We start from the raw sequence: 19,807 nt of genomic DNA, 5'->3' as shown, positions 1-19,807 counted from the left end.
TAACAAAATGATTTCTGGACTTAACGCGTTCTTTCCTTGGTTTTCACTGTCTGTATTTCACCTTCTTCAGGCTCGGAGTCAACGAGCGCAATATCCTTACTATCCGCGGACAGCAGCGCATTGAGTTCAAACAATCGGGCGGATTTTTCCTTGAGCTCCTGCTCCCGTGTAAAGGGCTTCGCCACCTCGATTTTCGCCTTTGCGAGCTGTGTCTTTGTGTTTTCCAGGGTTTCTTTTTTCATGAGAAGTGTTGTCTCAATCCCTTTAATGGCGTTGTTGATCCTTGCGATATTTCCCTCGGGGTTGGCGCCCAGGGTAGCGGAATGCTTTATTTTATCGCCTATTTTTACCTTAAATTCCTGAGAAAAGGCATTGTAGTGCAGGGTCATGGGCCATTCTAAATAGGTGCCAATGGGCACGGGGGCGGTGTCTTTGATCCCCCGGCAAATCTGGATCAGGGCTTCACCGGCCTTTACTTTATCCGTATAGATTGCCTGACCGACACGCATGGTGAAGGTCTCTTTGTCAAGGGGCCCCTGAGCATTTACATGGGCAGCATCCTTTTCCAGCTGCTCAATGGTTTCCTCAAGCTGCGCAATCTCTTTTGGATATTCCTTACTGATCCGATCCTCCAAGCGGTATTTCTGACCGAGGTAGCTCTGCTTCAGGGTCTGGAGCTTAGAGACTTCAATGTCCAGATCCATCTTCTCCTTGATCAGCGGGTTGCCCGTTGCCAGGGCTTTGATTTCAGCAAAGGACAGGGCAACGTCATCCACATCCTCCATGGTCCTGGCTGGGGATTTACCAGTCATTATCTGGGAGATGTAGCGCTGTTTATTCTCGAGGAGCTGAAACATGTAGGCGTCAAAGGTCCCCTTGGTAATGTAGCGGACAATCTGTACGGTGGGGTTTTGGTTCCCCTGTCTAATGGAACGCCCGCCGCGCTGCTCCAGGTCCCGGGGCCGCCAGGGAATATCCAGATCGTGGGAGGCAATAATCAAATCCTGCACATTGGTTCCGGCCCCCATTTTGGCCGTGCTGCCCAGCTCAATGCGGATGGCGCCAGTCCGCACCTTGGCAAACATGGCCTTCTTTTTGGCTTCGGTATCGGCTTCGTGGATGTAGGCCACTTCCACATCGGGCACGCCTTTTTTGATGAGTTTTGTCTTGATGTCGTCATAAACGTTGAATTCACTGTCCTTTTTCGGGGTCGAAAGGTCGCAAAAAATGAGCTGGGTTAACCGTTTTTCTTCATTTTCCTTCCACAGGTTGTAGGTTTCCTGAACCAGTGCGTTGACCTTGCTGCCGGGATCGTCGGGCAGCATGGGGTTTAAGAGCCGCTGGTCCAGGGCCAGCTTTCGGCCGTCGTTTGTGATGCACAGCATGTTATCCTCGCTGGGGTCTACCTGCCGGTTACGCACCTTTTGGGCCCGTTCCACCAGGCTTTCAAGCATTTCTTTCTGAAATTCGCTGGGCTCGGTTTCAATGACACGGTACTCGGCCTTAGGTACTGGAAGCGCCAGCATGTCCGCGGTCTGGATGTCGGCCACCTCTCTGAAAAGGGTCATGAGCTCCGGCAGGTTATGGAAGCGCGCGAAGCGGGTTTTCATGCGGTAAGTGCTGCCTTCGGGTGCCAGCTCCAGGGCGGTAATGGTCTCTCCGAAGGTGCTCGCCCAGGCGTCGAACATGGTCAGTTTCAGTCTTGTGAGGGTACTGTACTCCAGGTAACGCATGAGGGTAAACATCTCAACCATGCTGTTGGAAATGGGGGTGCCGGTGGCAAAGATGACGCCTTTTCCGCCGGTCAGCTCGTCCATGTAGCGGGTTTTTAAGAACATGTCCGTGGACTTCTGGGCTTCGGTCTGGCTGATGCCGCCGACGTTGCGCATTTTGCTGTAGGCAAAAAGGTTTTTAAATTCGTCGGCTTCATCCACAAAGAGCCGGTCTACGCCCAGCTCCTCAAAGGTAATGACATCGTCTTTGTCCTTTTGCCGCATCAGGGTCTGAATCTTTTTTTCAATGTTTTTCCGGCTGCTCTCAAGCTGTTTAACGGTCATGCGCTCTCCCTGCTGATACTTGAGTTCCTCAAGATAGCCGAGGATCTCATCGACCTGGGCCTGGTAATAGGCGATCTGCCGCGCATTGCTCAGAGGAATTTTCTCGAACTGGGAGTGGGCAATCAAAACCCCGTCCCAATCCCCGGTGGCGATTTTGGCGCAAAAATGCCGCCGGTTCTGGCGTTCAAAATCTCTTTTGGTTGTGACTAAGAGATTCGCAGACGGATAAAGCTGCAGCCATTCAGAGGCAAACTGCCCGACGATATGGTTGGGCACCACAAACATGCTTTTCCGGCAGAGGCCCAGGCGTTTTTGCTCCATGGCGGCCGCAATCATGGTGAAGGTTTTGCCGCTGCCCACCACGTGGGCCAGCAGGGTATTGCCGCCGTAAATGGTCCGGGCAACACCATTGACCTGATGGGGTCTCAGGGTGTACTCGGGATTCATGCCGTAGAATTTCAGGTGTGAGCCGTCATAGGTTCTCAGCCTTGTGGCGTTGAAGTTTTCGTTATAATATTTGGTTAAGCGGTCCCTCCGCCCGGCATCGGACCAGATCCAGTCCTGAAAGGCCTGCTTCATCTGCTCCTGCTTTTCAAGGGCCAGGGTGGTTTCCTTCTGATTGAGCACGGGTTTTTGGTTGCCGTTGTCATCCAGCACGTAGTCATAAACCTTGGCGTCCTTTAAGTTGAGGGTGGTTTCCAGAATCTCATAGGCGTTTTTCCGGGTTGTCCCAAAGGTTTCATGGACCAGCACACTCTCCCGGTCCAGCTTCTTTCCCTCAATGCGCCATTCCAGGTTGTGGGGAAACTGTCGGATTTTTATTTTACGCTGGTAGTAGTCGGAGGTCTCAAAGGTCTCAAAAGCAAAGTCCTGGATATCCTCCTGGGGAATCCAGGTGGTGCCTAAGCGCACCGCAATTTCGGACGCGTCCAGGTCCTGGGGCTGAACTTTTTCAAGGGCTTCAACATTGACACTGAACTCTGGATAGGTGGCAGCGGCAAGCTTTGCGACCGAGAGCTTTTGGCGGACATTACCGCTCAGGTATTCGTCGGCGGTCTGCCAGCCTTCCGTCCAATTCCCGGAAAAGTCAAAGGGCCCGCTCTCCGGGGTTTTGAAAATAACGTTTCTCAGGCTTTCAACCATCTCGCGAAAGGGTGTCTCATCGAGTGGGATCAAAGGGCCTTCCGTTTCGATTTGGGGGTCAAGCAGCCCAGGCTCCTGCTCCGGTGTGTAGAGCAATCCGGCCATGTAGAGCAAATCGACCTTCGCGCGCTCAGATAAGGACACGGCCAGGGCTTCCGCTGCGGTATCGACGTGAGTGATCTCAACGCGTGGCAGAATGGTGCGCTTGGTGAACATATCCGCCTTGCGGATGAACGCTCCCATAGGATCTAATATTTCCAGTGAACAGAGCAGCGGATAGCTGTGGTCATCCCGGAAGACAAGCCGGTTGGCCTGGGCATTGAGGCTGCCATAATGCTTCACATAGGCGTCATAAACCTGATTCAGGCGCATTTGCTCAAGTGTGATGTCCTGATCCGGGTAGTCCTCCATCTGCAGGTCAATGAGCTTTCGGGTGATTTCTCGCAGGTCGATCATGCCCCGGATACGGTTTTCCGCGGTCTTGTTGATGGTGATCCGGCGCATCTGGCTGTTTTCACGGTAGTAGATTTTGTTGTTTTTAAGGGTAAAAGAGAAGTTTCGGACGGAAAAGTCTGCCGGAATGGTCTCGGTTTCTTCCCCCTCCATGTCCTCCTCGGGGCCAAAATCGTATTCGAAAATATCGGGTGGCAGGCGGCGGATGGCTTCGCTGAGCTGGTCGGCCAGACGTTCACCTTCCAGGGCTTTACACCTTGTTTCAGGACCAAAGGGGCCGCTTTCAACCACCATTTTCCCTAAAATCATTTCAGGATAGTCTACGAAGTAGTCGTTCATCTCAATGCCCGCATCGTCCATATTCAAAACTGTCCAGGCTGGCAGTTCTTCTTTCTCCGGGGTTAAAAAATCGCGGCGTTTCAGAAAAAGAATATCCGCGGTCACACGGGTACCGGCATTGGCGGTAAAGGTGTTGTCCGGCAGGCGGATCGCGCCCACGAGCTCTGCGCGTCTTGCGAGGTATTCCCGCACGGACGAATTTTGCTTGTCCAGGGTGCCCTTGGAGGTGATAAAGGCCACGATGCCGCCGGGCCTTACCGTATCCAATGCCTTGGCAAAAAAGTAATCATGGATTAAAAAGTTTTCCCGATAGTATTGGGCGTCGTTCACTTTGAACTGTCCATAGGGGACGTTGCCGACGGCGACGTCAAAGAAGCCGTCAGGGGGCTTGAAATCCTCAAAACCGCTGTTCACAATGCTGCTGCCCGGATAAAGCTGCTTCGCAATGCCGGCGGTAAGGGGGTCCAGTTCAACACCATAGAGCTGAGTACCTGCCATGCTTTCAGGGAGAAGGCCGAAGAAATGGCCAGTCCCGCAGGCCGGGTCCAGGAGATTCCCCTGACGAAAGCCCATGCGCTCAAGGGCCTGGTACATGGCCTTGATGACCACCGGCGGTGTGTAAAAAGCCGTCAGGGTGGAGGCTCTGGCGGCTTTGTATTCTGCTTCGGTGAGAAGAGCTTTCAGTTGTTGGTATTCCGTGTGCCAGCTGTCTTTGGCAGAGTCGAACGCATCGGGAAGGCTACCCCAGCCAACATATCCTGCAAGAACAGACTGTTCTTCCGGGATGGCCAGACGCCCTTCAGCTTCGCACTGCTTCAGGGTCTTGATGGCAGCGATGTTGGCTTTGAATTTCTCTTTTGGGCCGCCGGTTCCAAGGGTATCCTCGGTGATACGGTATTGATGTTGTTCCAGAGAGCCGGTAAGGATGGCTTCATCCGGGGCTGGCTCGCTGGAGTCTTCATAATTGGCGCTTTCCTGTGCTGAACTTTTTTCATCAGTCCGATGCGCTTCAGGCCGTGTGGGCTGTTTATCAAGGTAGCGGTTAACAAAGGAAAGCGGTTCCCTGCGGAAAATCGGGAAACCAGTGCTCTGATTAAACGTAATATCCTGTAAAGATACTTCATTAAGTTCCTGATCAACGGCATCAACACGATACTTCCGGTCATCAATCTCGAGTTCCATCCCAACCGTAACGGCCTCGGCTGGCTTTTCAGCTTTGGTTCTCTCCAGATATGCCCGTTTTTCACTCGCCGCTTGGTTTTCGATGCGTTTAATCATTGCCTCCGGCAGATCATCCCGATAGAATGTAATCTGTCCTTCTGGAGAAATATGTGCGATGGTCTGGTAATCCCCGTGTTCTTCCACCAGGCTATTCCAGACGGTTACCCCATTTCCAAGCAGGCCATAACCAAGCTTGTAGCCGGGTGTGTCCTCGGGCATCTCGGGTAATAGTGGCTGGGGGCTTTTTTCTTTTGTATCCGACTCAGGCATATCTTCAGCCCTTTTTCCGGTCAGAGTGTCTTCCGTTTCTTTGTCCGGGGCCTGTTTTAACGGTGTGGGTTGCAGAATATGGGATGGTGTTTCCTTACGCCATTGCTCAAAAACCTCCCGGTCGAAAGTTTCTGTTAAAAGCGGATAGGCACTTTTTTGCAGTTCCACCTGTTGATCGTCCATGTGGAGGATGCGGTATGCGGTTGTCTCTAAGGTGATGGCATCGCCCGCCTTGAGCTCAGATTCCTGCGCCAACAAAAAAGCAGAGGGGGTTTTCTCCTCTGCTTTTCCATCTAAAAGACGCTGCTGCTCCAAGGCACTTGGGATGGGGCGGTAATCGTCTGTGAAACGGCCCTGGCGGATCATCCGGTCAAGGCTGTCGGCAACAGATTGCCAGCTCACACGGCTTTCGGCTGTTCGGGTTTCAGACGTACCGCTCCAAAAATGCAGGGCGTCTTCCGTGGCTTCATAAAAGACGGACGTGCCATTTTTTAAGGTCACCTTTGTCACTTCTTTGTTGAAAATGCGATGCAGGTAGCGGGCACGGCGCTCAGGTTCGGTCTGCTTTTCAAAAACCGCCTGAATCGTTTTTTTCGGGTCCCGCAGATGCGGGGTTGTGATCAGGATTTCTTCAAGGATCTCCTGGGACGGTATCGGTACAGGTGTTTCTTGATTTAATTGTAAATCAGTTCCCGGAGAATCTGTTCTTCCACGCTCCTCTGGATGTTGTTCACTAGTCCGGTCCATTTCATCGGATTGTTGGCTTTCAGGGTTTCGCTCACGCCCTCGGTTTCCATCATCTGGCGGGTGATCTGGGCCATCCGTCTGTCCGCGGTTTCCTGTATCTCGGTTAAGTGGGCGTTGAGTTTCCCCTGGGTGAGCAGGTTCAGGTACAGGCCGTAATGGTGTTTCATCAGATAGGTCTTTCTCAGGCTCGCGTACCTGCCCTGGGGCATTGGTATTTCCTTTGGCACGGTCAGGTCCGGCAGCAGGTAATCGCCCTGTTGGCTGTAAGTGATGTTCATTTTCAGCACTCCTTTCATTGAATGGTTGTTTCTCTTGTTTCTCATTGTAGGCTGATTTTTCAAGTTTTGCAAACATACCTGGATCATTTTGTTCCTCCCGTTGCAGTCTGCGGACGGTTTTGGCAATGGCTCCGAGGGCTGTGGCCGTGATTTCACAGGTGGCACTGCCGATGATGTTAATGGTCTGGGGTGTGTTAAAGGCGGTGATCTCCCTGAAGTCATCGGCTTCAAAGAGTGCCTTTGTCTCCAGTCCGCAGCGCAGCATGAGCATGTAGGTCATGCTGTTGACCATCAGATCCCGCAGGCGTTTGCTCAGGTTCTGATCGTCCAGACCATCGAGGTAGCTGCCTGCGGTACTCTGTTTGAGATCCTCCAGATAGTCGGTCAGATTGTCTTCACCGGCGTTGACACTGACGCTGTTGATGGCTTGCATCAGGTTTTCTCGGGCTTCGAGCTTTCCAAAGGTGTCCTCAAGGGTTTCAATGATGGCCGTGTGATGGATCTCCTGGACCTGCCAGAGAGGAACGGGCCGGACGCGGCTTTTATTCCAGCCCTCTTTGGTATCGGAAAGGTCAAAATAGTGTTTCAGGTGGAGGTGATCGCTTTGCTTGTCAAAGACGGCGATCCCTTTGCTGCCCGGCTTCACCCAGCGTCCAAAGCGCCGATTCCAGCGCTCCGTGGTGAGTACCGCGGTCACATCGGGGCGCTGGGCATGGACCAGGAGCTGCTCATCGAAGGGCAGGCGAAAGTTGGTGCTGGCGGTTTTTAAAAAAGCCATCCAGTTTTCTGGGCGGACAGTGACCTCCTGGAGCGTGGCGTTATAAAGCGTGACAACGCTTTGGTATTTTATGGCCATGGACTTACTTTACAGGCCGCTTAAGGAACTGCGGCACTTCTGGGAAACCTTCGGCATCCACGTAAAAAGCCTGAACTTTTTCTTCCCGATGGGTGACAAGAATATCGTCCATGCACAAAGGGTGCATCTTATCCTGGAATGGCCGGTCGTTCCGATTGTGAAATTTGTACAGGTCGAGCAGTTCGGTCACCGGCGCTAACATCCCTTGGTAGCACAAAACATAATCTTCCCGTTTAAACCGGGTAAGGAATTGATTAAGGGGTCCAAAGCCATAATCGGTGTTCTGCCGGTCTGGAATCTGGTAGACTTCGTAATAGTCCAGCACATCGGAAGGCCCAGGGTTTTCGGGCCGATAGCGGTTCCCCAAGCGGGCCATTTTTTTGGCAAACTCAATGGGGTGCCAGATGGTATCCTGTAGCTTAAAATGTCTGAGGTCAACGAAGTAACAGGGATAAGTCACCGGGCAGCCGGTCATTGGGACAATGATAATACGCTCACCGTCTGGGATTTCAAACAGATCCAAGGCGTGGATATCAACAAACGAGATCATTTGGGGGATTGGTTTGGGTTTCTTCATTGTTTTCATCTCCTTCTAACGCAGTATCCTGCGATGATACGTCCTTTCGTTCAGGATCTGGTCCGGATGCTAAAAAGGTCACCACGCGATTCGCCTTTACGCTTTTAATGAGTCCATTCAGCACAGCCATATCGTTTTTGTTCACAATTTCAAGCGCAATGATATCGTCGAGGGTCATCCCGGCAATGGCTTTTTCGGTGTCATATCCGGCGTCAATCAGGCGTGTTAAAATCCGGAGTCCTCTTGTGTTCTTTGCCATAGTTTCACCTCGAGAATTCTTTGTGTTTGTTCTTTTTAATTCGGCCGTTTTCATCGTAGTAATCTGGCCGGGCATTGGGTGCGTCCCAGCCACAGATTGATCCCGCATTCATTGCTGCAATCTGGGCCTTTGTGATACCAGCCGCTTCGTTCAATTGTTTTGCTAAGTTTTTATTCTTTTCTGGATCAGATGTCGAATTGCCGCATTCAGAGTACCCTGGCTCAAATCGTTTGATCATCACGAGCTCACCTGTTTCCAAAAGTGTACTGTAGCACTTTTCAGGCAACTCACTTTCATCCTCTGCCATTTTCGCAGACTCTTTCTTGTAGTCAAGCGCCTCCATCACCCGTGTGCACAAATCGCTGATGGCTTTGTCCTGATCATTAAAATAGTGTCCACAATAATAGTAATCATCCTGGCCGCATTTCCAGGTGACAAAGGGCTGCGGGGCCTTTGGATTGAAGCCCAAAACAAAGGCATTATCCGGATCGACCTGTATGCGGTCTGTGATCATATAGCCTTGATTGATTTCGTCTTTCACTGTTAAATTCTCCTTTTTTCTTTTGTAACACGTTATTTTTCCATATCTTCGATCAGAATAAAGTTGCCGCTCAGGTCATACCGGTTAGGGTCCGCGGCTGGCCGCTCCCAGCCTAAAAGCATTCCGCCGAGCATGGCTTCTTTCTGCGCCTTGGTGATGCCCATCACCGTATTACATCGCTCTGCGAGCAGTCGGTTCATCGCTCGGTCGGGGGTGGAGCGATCGGTTCTTTCATAGGTCAGCGCGCCTCTCTTGATCCGAACAATCTCACCCGTTGAAAACAGTGTGGTATAGCAAAAATCGGGCAGTTCTATTTTTTCTTTCATCAGCGGGCTTCTCCTTTTCGGTTTTTTTCTTTCTTTTGTCTTTGTTTGATGTGCTCGAGGTCTTGCTTTGCCCATTCTGGCAGGCATTCAGGTTTCACGATACCCTGGATGTCAGAACGTTCAAAGCGGGTATTCTCCTGGCTGTAGAGCTTTTTGACGAAGACGGCATTCCCCCGGGCATTGCCATGGGCTCCAAAACCGCCGGTCACATAGCCCAGCTGGTACACCGCGTACTGGCACTCTGGCCGCAATACTTCCGGCTTGATGGCGATGACCTTTCCGTTCAGATCCTGGGAAAAGTCATGCGGGTAGCACATCTCCGGGGTGATGACCTCCAAAGGGACTTTGATCTGTTTTAACGTTTCCCGGGCTTTTTCGATTTGTCCTTTTACCCGCGTGGTAAACACGTCCATCATGTCCAGATAGGAGCCGGTTTCAATTTCTGAATAGCTTGCGTAAAAGAGGATGATCTGACGAAAAGCGCACAGGTACCGATGCGGCCCATAATCGCCGGACTTTTCACCAAAAACGACGGTCTTATTTCCGATACACAGTTCTTGGGTGATCGCATAATCCCCACACTTCATGCTTTCATTGTTTTCCGCATTCATCAGCGCGCTGCTCCTTTCCTGATGCTTTCTTTTTTCCGGAATTTCTTAATCGCTTTCTGAGCCCATTCTGGCAGGTACTTCATGTTGACAAGCCCTTGGATCTCACTTCTTTCAAACTGGGCCTCTCTGCCGTCGTACACGTTCTTTACAATAATGGCCTTTTCTTTGGGATTGGCTTTTGCTCCAGAACCACCGGTGACATAGCAGATTTGTTCATTGGCGCGCTGGTATTCGGGCCTGAATACCTCCGCTTTAATGACCACAAACTTCCCGAGGATACTTTTTGTGTGATCATCCAGACGACAACACTCTGCCGGAATGGGCGCGTTGGGTTCACCAATCTTCTTCTCCGCTTCCCGGAGTGTCTTGATTTCTCTTTGAATCCGTTTGGTATAGTACTCCAGCATTTCCAGATAGTCACCGGTCTCGATATCTTCATAGCCTTTGTCCAGATGATCGAGATCATCCTGGGCACACAGATAGCGTTTATCCGGGCACTCGGCTTGCTTCTCTCCGAGAATCATCTCCTGGCTGCCGATGGTCATTGAATGGATGATGCGGTAACCGTGAACGGTTCGTTTATCTTCTCCTATCATAGCTAGCTCCTTTTCTTTTGTAACGGGAAAAGCGGCATTTCTGCCGCTTTAGAACTACCTTGCCGATTGCTTCTGCCGTTCGCGCTTTTGGTACAACTCCAAGGCTTTCACAATGGTTTCTTCGATTTTTTTCTCAGGCGTGCCTTTTGGAAAAAATTTGCTGATCCGCTCTTTGGGGATTTTGATTTTCTCCACTTGATTGGGCTTTTCTTCCTGTAAAATGGAGAGAATGACCGCTTCGCTCAGCTTATTCTCCTGGGAAAACTGCTTAATTTTCGTTGCCTGGGCCAATGATGGCGTGCAGTCCTCATACTGCATAGCGTCCAAAAGCTGTTCCTGTTCATCTTTGCCTAAATATGAGAGTTCAACAGCTGGACGGAACGCGATTTTATTTTCATCAACGAGGTCTAAAAGTGGCTCGATGAGTTCGGTTAGGCGAATGTAACGATGTATTTGTCTGGCACTATCAGGCATCTCTATACTTAATTCATTGACACTTATCGACTTCTCGCCCATTGGGCGAGAAGTTTTCTTACCTTGATGTTTCATTGCATCAAGTTTCATTTTATAAGCGAATGCTCTCTCTGATGGAAGTATCTTTTCCCGTTGTAGATTACTATCCACCATAATGATTGTGGCTTCATCATCTGTAAGATTGCGGACAATACACGGGATTTCTTTCATCCCGGCTAACCGGCTTGCGCATTTTCTCCGGTGCCCGGCCACCATCTCATAGCTGCCATTTGCTTTCTGCCGAACCAGCGCAGGCACCAATACGCCGTACTCCCTGATGCTCTCGGCCATTTCCATCATGGCTTCATCCTCCTTAATTTTGAATGGATGGTTTGGAAAATCCTCAATCTGATCAAGTGGGATCTCCTGTACCTTTTCCCGGTTCGCGTCCAGCCGTTCTTCTTCGGTGGTAAACAGCTCATCGACACTGGGCAGCTCGAGCTTGAGTTCTTTGTTTTTCGGCATTGACTAGCACCTCCTTTGTGAATGCTTCGTAGGCTTTTGCCACCTTGCTGCCTTTGGCGTGGGTATAAATACTCTTTCCCTCCGCGCTGGTTTCAGCGGCGGCGATGGCAAAGGGGATGACGTTTCGGTAAATTTTCAGGGCACTGCCGTACTGTTCCCGGATCGTTTCAGCCACGGTTTTGGTCATGTTGGTGCGGACATCGGCCATAGTTAAAATAACGCCTTCAATAGCCAAGGCTGGATTGATCTGGCGCTGGACTTTTCCGATGGTCTTGATGAGCTGGGTCATGCCCTTTGCCGGTAAGTAGTGGGCCTGAACGGGAATAATGACGCTGTCAGCAACAGCCAGGGCGTTGATGGTAATCATTCCCAGGCTGGGCATGGTGTCAATCAGAATATAATCATAATCTTTTTTATAATTCTGAACGATGCGTTTTAAAATGTACTCTCGGCTCATGGCGGTAACCAGTGTCATTTCCATGGCTGAAAGCTCTAAGTCGGCTGGAATGAGATCAATGCCTTCTGGATGGTGTAAAATGCCTTCCCGGGTATGGATGGGTTCATCCAGAATCGCTTCTTTCATCAGTGTCGCCATTGTAATATCGAGCTTCTCCGTATCGCGCCAACCAAGTGAGGTGGTTAAATCCCCTTGTGGGTCTGTATCCAGGGTAAGCACCTTTTTTCCCTGATTGGCAAGGCCAATGCCAAGGTTGACCGTCACGTTCGACTTACCGACGCCTCCTTTTTGATTGCAGATTGCAATCGTCTTTGCTTCTTTCATTTGTCTATCCTTTCTTAATACTAGAAAAACCGCTCAATCAATGATGAGCGGTTTGCCGTTGAAATAAAAAAGGAATACATTTGGTGTATTCCTAATCTGTTTCTTTCAATATTCTGTTTTGTTCATTTTCCATGCGCTTTTCAAATTTACTTTTCTGTTTCAGGTAATACTTCTGGACTTCTCCATAAGGTATCCAGATATCCGCAGCTTCAATTTTATCATAAGCCGCATTGACAATCTCCCGTTTGTCCGGTGGCCGATTCAGGGTTTGATACTGCACCCGGTAGGCTTCATAAAGCCAGGCATTGATCTTTTCAATCTGTTTTTGTTTTAAATGGCCGATGCGCTTATCGGTTCGGAGCAACTGACCATCAATCTTCTGATGGTTATTTCTTGACACCGGCTTCCTCCTGGTCGGTTTCTTCCACGTCTGGTAAAGCGTTCACTACTTCACTGAGTACTTGTGTAAAATCAACAGCATTTTTAGAAGTGATCACCGGTCTTCCACTGCTGGCTTCAATGGCCTTTCGGGCATCCCCGGCAATGGCGCCGCCTTCTTTGGCGACTTGACGGTTTTTTTCAAAATCTTCGGGTGCTTTAGCTTTGGATAACTCTGTGGTTGTGGCTTCGGCCAACATGTTTAAAACCAGTTCAAGGGTACTCATGTTGTCTCTGAGGTTTTCTTTTTTCAAGCCTTTGAAGTTTTTATACTGTCTGGTACGCATCCCGGACCAGGCTTTTGTAATCTCATCGGTCAAAATAGCGTACTCCATGCCTTTCTTTACACCGCGGTTATCCCACTCATCCGTTAACTCTTTTCGGACTTGTATGGCCTGCAACCGCTAATTGATCCATTCCCGGCTATAGCCTTTTTTAAGGTAGGTTTCAAGGGCTCGGTCAATGGTCAGCTCGGGATCGATGGTCTCTTCAATCCGCTCGCTTCCTACACGCGCCAGCCAGGCTTTAAAGGGTTCTGCTTTTGGGGATGGAATGGACTGAATGATGCGCAGTAGCTGCCCGGTATCCGCAACATCGGTCTGTCGCATTTTTCCATCGTTGGCTTTCATTTTCAACTGTACGATATTTTCGTACAGTTGAATCGCCCCTTCTGATTTCAGCTTTCTTTTTAAATCACTCCAATAACGTCTGGGATTTTCGACCTCTGTTAAAACAGCGATGACATCAATAATTGAGAAGTACCACTCTTCTTTTTCTTCATCCCATGCAGTGCGGATTGTACTGTGCTCAAATAGCTGTATGTTTTCCATGTTTCCCCCTTTAAATTTTATTTCCGGACGAAGATTTTACAAATAATATTTGCTCGTCATCGAATATCGTGTGCGCTTTATTTCTTCTTATCAATCGTGTACACCACGTTGTGACTTTATTCAGTATCCTACAGAAATAATGACATCAAAACTGTAAAAATCTATGGGTTTATCTGAATTTGCAATGTGCATATTTTGCACATTGCCCGCTTCTGGAAATTCACCTTCTAAAAAAACATTTTTGATATGCCTTGAAATGACACTTTGGTCGCATTGGAAAAGCTCTGCCATCTGTGCTTTTGACAACCACACCGTATCCTTATCGAAGGTATCATCAACTTTTATACTACCCTCTTTGGTTGTATAAATTTGTAATGGTGAATGCTGATTGATTAATAATTCTCCACGTAAAACAAACTGCTAAATAAAAACTAAAAACATTCAATCTCAAAGATTTTGCTATCTTATTCATTTTTTAACTTTTTGGTCATACGCGCTTCTCCCATGGAGATGAATTACTCTTGTAGCCATATCTGCAATGCGCTAAATCTGATAAAATGAGTATTCTCCCTTTGTGAGTCCATAATTCTATTTCTTTTTATTTTTTGATGCGGTTAATTCAAAGCTTTGATCGAGTAACCATTTTAATTGATCGTCCTTGATACTGCCATCCAAAGCCAATGTCACCCAGTTTTCCTTGTTCATATGATATGCGGGATAGACTCCCTTTTCATTTCTGAGCGTACTGATAAGTAGTGGATCGCACTTGACGTTTAGCACATCAATCATCTCATGACTGGGCAAACCGAGCTTGCTTTTGGGAATGTCCATAATAAGGGCAAACCATTTTTGATTGTTCTTATGTCTGAACACAGCATAATTGGGATACTTCTTCCATGGATTTTCTTCATGCGCGTTGTATTGTTCTGTTATGAACTGTATTAACCACTTCCTGTCCATTGCCATTCTCCTTTTCAAATGGTATTTACCTACTGTTTAGACATCTGTTTTTCCATCATTTCACGAATGCGGCGAATGAGAACATGATTCGCAAACCACACGGTTTCATAGTGCATAAAAGACAGGACATTTGCATCCCAGAAAAATTGAATTTCTGGAGCAAATTCATCATCTGAGTTCCAGAAACAAAATAAAAGCTTCAATCCACAAAACACGGGAATTTGTGCCGCCAAATCACCGCTGTCAACAATCACTCCTCCCAGTTTCTGCAGTGCATCACGCAGCAAAGTCTCCTGATGGTCAAACATTTTAATTTCCTGGTAGAAAAAGCCTGAATTAGCAACGGGGACTGTGCTGTGTATTTTCGAAATACTTTGCATATTCTCAAACTGTCCAGACGGCACGGCACCTGGCTTCGACCAGCACAGAAGATCATAGATCGTCATTGCTTCATTGTAATCTGCTTCTCTGAACCCATCAATATCCATATGGCTACATTCTACAAAGCCGGTTTTTCGGGCAATTCGACAAATTCCACCCATAAAGTCGATCATCAAATACCTTTCATTGGCATCTATTTTAAAGCGCTTTATCATTTCATCTTGGTCATATTTCAAAAATTCTCCCTGCATTTGCCGCTTCATTTTTTCATAATTCGACGTCATTTCATTCTCACCTATAACTTCTATTTTTGCTATACCTAAATTATACCGTTTTCCCTTGAGGACAACAACTGATTTATTCACGCTTAAGATCATATGCCCTCTCCCGCGCATGCTCTCTCCCAACCCAATGATAATAATGCTGGTAAACCAAAACACCCACACCATGCAAGGAAAAAAGCAACATCAGCACAAGACAAGATAAGATTAGAATCAACAGCAGGGGCAGATGGTTTTTGATGGCTAGCCCTACCGGCAGGGCGATAAATCCTGTAAAGAGCGTGATCAGCTGCATCGCTAAGGCTGGTGGGTAGCACCTTTTGGTCCTTTTCCATTGTAGATAGATACGAACAATCAAAAGACACGTTCCCATACAGATCATCAAAACCAATGCAGTAACTTCAATCAAATGTTGAAACAGCACTTGAAACCATGCTTCCATTTTACTTTCTCCTCCTCTTTATTTTTACATACCAGATCAACACAGCCACTGCTTCCAGGGTTATAAAAGAAAGGATCAATCCTCTTATCGGGAATGGTTTTGCATCTTCTGTCTGCGGCGTTGCTGGAGCGTCTATAATCCGTTTTCCTCTGACCAGCAGCCGGTGGCTGTTGATCTGGTACGGCGTGCAGGTCAGCAGGGTTACAAAATCTTGTCCTTCAACGGGTTTCAGTGCTTCGGTCTGATCGGGTGTGACCACTAAAATCTGATCCACCTCATAGGTTAAAGTCTTATCGAGGACGTGCAGATAAAAGCAATCCCCCATGACCAGCTGATCTAAATCGGTGAACAGTTTCGCTCCCGCGTAGCCCCGGTGTCCGGTCAGCACGGCGTGTGTCCCGGTGCCGCCAACAGGCAGAGACGTGTTTTTCAGATGCCCTGCGCCTTTTGAGAGTACGGATTCAGATGTGCCGTGATAGATGGGGAGATTCATTTTTATTTTTGGTATCTCGAGTGTCCCCATAACCCCATCAACATTTAGAATCTCTGCATAATCCATGGCGTTATCTTGTGCATCCTCAGAAAAAGGATCTCCGATGATCGGATTAATAAGCTTTTCATTGTAGTTAATGGCTTTTTGATATTCTTCATCCATCCGCTGTTGGTTCATCACCTCTGTACTCATTTGATAATCCTGAATCACCTGTCCCTGTTTTTGGGAAGCCAGAAGATAAACCATATCCGGATAAAGGATGCAGCCAGCCCCCGCACTGATCAGAACAACGATCAGCAGCAGCATTGCTTTGTTTCTCATTTCCAGCTTCCCCTTTCGCCTATTTATCCTTTGTGTTTCGCTTGCTCCGGATGAAAAGAATGCTCATCCCGGCTGCCATGAGAATCAATGCCGCGCCCATATAAAGAGGTGTTAAACTGCCTGTGCCGCCTGTGTAGGGGAGGTCATAATGCTTGATGTTTTCCACAACGATCTTGTTGGCTTCGGCATGGCTGTTTGAATTGACGGTCACCTTTTCAGGGTATTTCAGTAGATTGTAGGGCTTCCCTTCATTGTCAATTGGGGCCTGTGTCTCAACGATCCAGTAGTTGGTGCTGTCCCCGTAATAAGCATCCTGCCCTTTCTGCCCATAGGCAAGGCCCCAGAAATGGGCAATGCCGCTTGCGTCCGTGGTCACTTCCCAGTCAATCGCGTTATTGGCAGGGTCTTTGACGGCGTTGATGTTCTTTTTCGCATCGGCTTCGGTTCGGTAAATTTTAAATTTTGCGCCTTGAAGCTTAAGGGTATGATCCTCAGAATCGACCTTCAGCAGATTGACGCCGCCGGTGTGGACCTCGGGCTTTTCCTCGACAGACTGCGGTTCAAAAATGATGTCCAGGTTGTTGGTATAGTGGATGGTTGCGCCGTTTGGGATGGGCTTGCCCAGACTGCCCTCAGCATTTTTGTTGACCAGTGTATTGAACTCAATATTCAGTGTCGCGGATATATCTTCCTTGTTTGGCAAAGATTTAGCCGCTGTTTTTTTGCCGGTATCTGTCAAAGAAACGGTCAGTATCCGGCTGTTGGCGGTGCTTGGCTCGGTGACCGTGTAGCAATCCGGTGTCATGAGGACTCGATTTTTGCTGGTATCGACGCGATAAACTTTAACGCTTCCCAGCACATAGTCAAGCCGGGTATCAATGGTATCCGTAACCGTATAGTTCTTGCACGTTGCCACGTCGTCCGGAAGCGTTGTCTCAATAATCCATTTCACGCTCTCAGAGATATCCGCTGTATCATGTTTGTTTTCCAGTTCAGTGACAAACTTGTCGATGCCCGGGCCGGGTTTGATCTGATTTTTGGGGAATACGTGGACGTTGTAAATCCAGCCATCCCCCGTTGGGTTGGTGAGGGGGACGGACACCAGACACGGGTCGGCCTTTTCGGCCACTGCCGGGTTGGTCTGTTCTTCAATGCGGTACACGCCCATGGGGAGATTGTCGTTGCCTTGAATTGTGACTGATCCATCGGCTCCGGTGGTGATGGTCTGGATGTTCCAGGTGGTATCCACCTTTGTGTTGTCGGTATCCTGCATTTTCGTAACTTTGAATTGGATACCCGGCAAAGGGATCGCATCGGCAGGACCTTGATCGGTCTGCTGCCCGCTCCCCTCGATGGTGGCTTTCGTGATGTCCTCCATCCGGTATTTGTGAATGGTCAGGCTCCGTGCTGCACTGGTATCCGGTGATCCGGTAGCGGCAAAAGCGGGGCCGCAGCTTGTGCATAAAACGGCAATGCTTAAGGCAAGGCCGCTGATTTTCTTGAACAATGGGTTATTTTTCAGATTCATTTTCTTCTTTCCTTTCTATTTTTCCGCTGCTTTCTTTTGGATTTCTGTGGTTTCTCTTTTTCAGAACAAGGGCTAAAATACCCGCCGCAAGGAATAAAACAATCCCGGCCAGCATCAGTACAGCGCGGTGATCACCGTTTCCGCCTGTAAAGGGCAACTTGTCATTTTTCTGATTATCAACTTTCAGAACACCGCTGTCTTTAACAAATGCCGGGGCCGTTCCTTTGACGGCGATCTTCACGATTTCATCTCCTTCGGGATCAATGGTCACACGCCACTGCCCCATGGGCTTGGCGTATCCGGGAACGGTCTTGGTTTCCACCAGCTGGTATTCTCCAGCATAGAGATTGCCAAAGTCGATTTTCCCGTCTGTACCGCTGATCCGGGTGCCGATAACGGTCTGCCAGCAGGATTTGATCTTGTCATCCTGTAGGTTGTTATGCGTATGCTTTTCATCACAGCCATACAGCACAAAGGTCACGCCCTTAAGGGGATTTTTGGTTTCGGCATCCCGCTTAATAAACTGGAAGGGGACTTTCTTCGGCTCGTTTGCCATGGAGACGGTCACCACACCCCGGATGCCGTCAACCGTGAAGGGCAATTTTGACGGATTCAGCTCATAGCCCTTTGGCGCGGCAATTTCTTTAAAGTAGTAGTCTCCAAAGACTAAATCCGTCACGTTCCACTGACCGTTTTCATCGGTCACGCCCTGTTTCAGAAGGTTGTCCTTGGTGTCATACAGACCAAAGATGGCTCCGGCGAGCTTTTCTTTGGTACGGTTGTCGGTCTTTTGCAGCTGGGCATCCCCGGTGGCACCGGTGAAGTTTGCACGGAAGCTGCCGCTTAATGGGCTTTGACCGACAGCAAGGGAAACAAAAAGTCTCTGGGTATCGGGCACGTCCGGGGCGTAAATGACGCAGGCATCCGGATTTCCGGCATCACTGCTGTGGCGTTTAACGGTTGCTGGCGTAATGGTTGCGGAGACCTCGCCCTGATAGCTGCCGTCTGCATACAGCATAAAGTCATCATCGTCATAGATGGTCATGGAGCCGGTATAATCCCCATAGGTCTGACCGGATGTGTTGCGGGCTATGGCGTGTACACCACTAGGCAAAGTGACGGTATAGTTTCCATGATCAGCAATATCGCTGCAGTACGTCTGAAACCATCCGGTTTCCTGCCGCTTGGTACTCGCGTTCCAGACCGCTTCCTCCCGTTCTGGAACAATGCTCCAGCTGGCATCCCAGTTATTGGGATTTTGGTAACTGAGGGTATTCACAAGGTTGGCAACGGTGGGGTCGGTCATATAGTAATCGGTATATGCGCCGATGCCTGCAATGACACGGATGGCTGCCCAGGTCTGAACATAGTATTCCCCGCTGTTTCCATCGTGATAGCCGTGCCACATGACGTTCCGGATACGCCAGCTCTGCACGTTCCAGCTTTCCCGGTTGTAGGTGACCAGACCATTGGGGCCGACAACTTCTGAGGGAATGTTGAGTGACGGATCGGCACAGTAGGCGATCTGATCCACGCCGTTATCGGATATTCGGATAATGGGTGTCGTGGTGGTAATAATGTCCGTTCCATCGGGGCTGGCAAAGTCTGAACTGTAGATGACCCCATCATCCCAGCCCGCGGCACGCTGAAATTTTTTGTTGTAGGGTTCATCCCCAAAGCTTCGGCTTGCCAATGTCCTGAGACTGGTGGAACAGCTTACCGTTCCGCCTGTGCTTGTCTCGCCTAAAATGTAGTTGCCGGAAGCATCCCTCTTTCCGGTATCCTCGGTGGGCGGAATGCCATTCGCTTCAAGCACCTCCGCTTCCTCCGGCGTCAAGGGTATTGGTGTCCCCTCGGGCTCTTTTTGACCTTCTGCTTTTTCCACGACAGCTTCGTTATGTACCGGACGCTCACTTTGTTCTTCGGTTTTTACCGCATTTTCCGATGTGAAACCTGCGCAGTAGAACAGCAGCATCAGGGTCATCAAAACAACGGTCACTTTTTTAAGTTTTAGGCGCATTGAATTTCTTCCCCCTTCTTAAATTTGTGTTTCACTTTTTAACCTCCTGAATGTGTATTATCTATGTAAACCGCCTAAGG

General features: G+C 49.0%; 19 protein-coding genes and 1 pseudogene. 1 reads left to right on the top strand and 19 read right to left on the bottom strand.

What is annotated here, in order from left to right; genetic code table 11:
- Positions 1-20: 20 nt before the first annotated feature.
- Together BUC22_RS15755 and BUC22_RS15750 are read right to left on the bottom strand one after the other, a co-directional pair.
- Positions 21-6,230, bottom strand: coding sequence for an Eco57I restriction-modification methylase domain-containing protein (locus tag BUC22_RS15755; RefSeq protein WP_073383199.1), 6,210 nt, complete (start codon positions 6,228-6,230; stop codon positions 21-23).
- On the bottom strand, positions 6,158-6,508 hold the full coding sequence (locus BUC22_RS15750) for a TnpV protein (protein ID WP_083591160.1): 351 nt from the start codon (positions 6,506-6,508) through the stop codon (positions 6,158-6,160). The genes BUC22_RS15755 and BUC22_RS15750 overlap by 73 nt, the downstream gene beginning before the upstream one ends.
- 88 nt (positions 6,509-6,596) lie before the next feature.
- On the opposite strand from BUC22_RS15750, the gene BUC22_RS15745 reads away from it, so the two are divergent.
- Positions 6,597-7,277 carry a hypothetical protein gene (locus BUC22_RS15745; protein ID WP_073383197.1) on the top strand — a complete coding sequence of 227 codons (681 nt, stop codon included), beginning with the start codon at positions 6,597-6,599 and terminating at the stop codon, positions 7,275-7,277.
- A gap of 91 nt (positions 7,278-7,368) precedes the next feature.
- On the opposite strand, the gene BUC22_RS15740 is transcribed toward BUC22_RS15745, so the two are convergent.
- From BUC22_RS15740 to BUC22_RS15660, 17 genes and pseudogenes are all read right to left on the bottom strand, one after another.
- Positions 7,369-7,941, bottom strand: coding sequence for a YodL domain-containing protein (locus BUC22_RS15740; protein WP_073383194.1), 573 nt, complete (start codon positions 7,939-7,941; stop codon positions 7,369-7,371).
- Positions 7,898-8,200 carry a hypothetical protein gene (locus BUC22_RS15735; RefSeq protein WP_073383190.1) on the bottom strand — a complete coding sequence of 101 codons (303 nt, stop codon included), beginning with the start codon at positions 8,198-8,200 and terminating at the stop codon, positions 7,898-7,900. Before BUC22_RS15735 ends, BUC22_RS15740 begins: the two co-directional genes overlap by 44 nt.
- Positions 8,201-8,204: 4 nt before the next feature.
- The gene (locus BUC22_RS15730; protein WP_073383184.1) at positions 8,205-8,741 is read right to left on the bottom strand and encodes a hypothetical protein; all 537 of its coding nucleotides are present in this window, start codon (positions 8,739-8,741) and stop codon (positions 8,205-8,207) included.
- Between the two features lie 32 nt (positions 8,742-8,773).
- Positions 8,774-9,067 (bottom strand): hypothetical protein, encoded by a 294-nt coding sequence (locus tag BUC22_RS15725; protein ID WP_073383181.1) that lies wholly within the window; start codon positions 9,065-9,067, stop codon positions 8,774-8,776.
- Positions 9,067-9,678, bottom strand: a complete 612-nt coding sequence (locus BUC22_RS15720; RefSeq protein ID WP_073383178.1) for a hypothetical protein — start codon at positions 9,676-9,678, stop codon at positions 9,067-9,069. Before BUC22_RS15720 ends, BUC22_RS15725 begins: the two co-directional genes overlap by 1 nt.
- Positions 9,678-10,274 carry a hypothetical protein gene (locus tag BUC22_RS15715; RefSeq protein WP_073383176.1) on the bottom strand — a complete coding sequence of 199 codons (597 nt, stop codon included), beginning with the start codon at positions 10,272-10,274 and terminating at the stop codon, positions 9,678-9,680. Before BUC22_RS15715 ends, BUC22_RS15720 begins: the two co-directional genes overlap by 1 nt.
- 54 nt (positions 10,275-10,328) lie before the next feature.
- Entirely contained in the window at positions 10,329-11,252 is a 924-nt protein-coding gene (locus BUC22_RS15710; RefSeq protein ID WP_073383173.1) for a ParB/RepB/Spo0J family partition protein, read from the bottom strand.
- On the bottom strand, positions 11,206-12,033 hold the full coding sequence (locus tag BUC22_RS15705; protein ID WP_073383171.1) for a ParA family protein: 828 nt from the start codon (positions 12,031-12,033) through the stop codon (positions 11,206-11,208). Before BUC22_RS15705 ends, BUC22_RS15710 begins: the two co-directional genes overlap by 47 nt.
- Positions 12,034-12,124: 91 nt before the next feature.
- Entirely contained in the window at positions 12,125-12,433 is a 309-nt protein-coding gene (locus BUC22_RS15700) for a hypothetical protein (protein WP_073383168.1), read from the bottom strand.
- Positions 12,420-13,301 (bottom strand): annotated as a pseudogene (locus tag BUC22_RS15695) (BRO-N domain-containing protein). The gene BUC22_RS15700 and the pseudogene BUC22_RS15695 overlap by 14 nt, the downstream one beginning before the upstream one ends.
- A 120-nt stretch (positions 13,302-13,421) precedes the next feature.
- Positions 13,422-13,607: a virulence RhuM family protein gene (locus BUC22_RS15690; protein ID WP_238054489.1), complete on the bottom strand. Its 186-nt coding sequence runs from the start codon at positions 13,605-13,607 to the stop codon at positions 13,422-13,424.
- Between the two features lie 282 nt (positions 13,608-13,889).
- Complete coding sequence (locus BUC22_RS15685; protein ID WP_073383163.1) at positions 13,890-14,261, bottom strand: MmcQ/YjbR family DNA-binding protein; 372 nt, start codon at positions 14,259-14,261, stop codon at positions 13,890-13,892.
- Positions 14,262-14,290: 29 nt separating this feature from the next.
- Positions 14,291-15,019, bottom strand: a complete 729-nt coding sequence (locus BUC22_RS15680) for a DUF3786 domain-containing protein (RefSeq protein ID WP_073383161.1) — start codon at positions 15,017-15,019, stop codon at positions 14,291-14,293.
- A complete protein-coding gene (locus tag BUC22_RS21560) occupies positions 15,000-15,365 on the bottom strand; it encodes a hypothetical protein (protein ID WP_073383158.1) in 366 nt (121 codons plus the stop codon). Before BUC22_RS21560 ends, BUC22_RS15680 begins: the two co-directional genes overlap by 20 nt.
- A 1-nt stretch (position 15,366) precedes the next feature.
- The gene (locus tag BUC22_RS15670) at positions 15,367-16,179 is read right to left on the bottom strand and encodes a class C sortase (RefSeq protein WP_073383156.1); all 813 of its coding nucleotides are present in this window, start codon (positions 16,177-16,179) and stop codon (positions 15,367-15,369) included.
- 19 nt (positions 16,180-16,198) lie between these two features.
- On the bottom strand, positions 16,199-17,707 hold the full coding sequence (locus tag BUC22_RS15665; RefSeq protein ID WP_073383153.1) for a SpaH/EbpB family LPXTG-anchored major pilin: 1,509 nt from the start codon (positions 17,705-17,707) through the stop codon (positions 16,199-16,201).
- Entirely contained in the window at positions 17,691-19,727 is a 2,037-nt protein-coding gene (locus BUC22_RS15660; RefSeq protein WP_073383151.1) for an LPXTG cell wall anchor domain-containing protein, read from the bottom strand. The genes BUC22_RS15665 and BUC22_RS15660 overlap by 17 nt, the downstream gene beginning before the upstream one ends.
- Positions 19,728-19,807: the final 80 nt, after the last annotated feature.

Origin of the sequence: Eubacterium callanderi (genome assembly GCF_900142645.1) — a bacterium.
In the GTDB taxonomy this organism is placed as follows: domain Bacteria; phylum Bacillota; class Clostridia; order Eubacteriales; family Eubacteriaceae; genus Eubacterium; species Eubacterium callanderi.
This window is presented reverse-complemented; position numbering and strand designations above follow the sequence as displayed.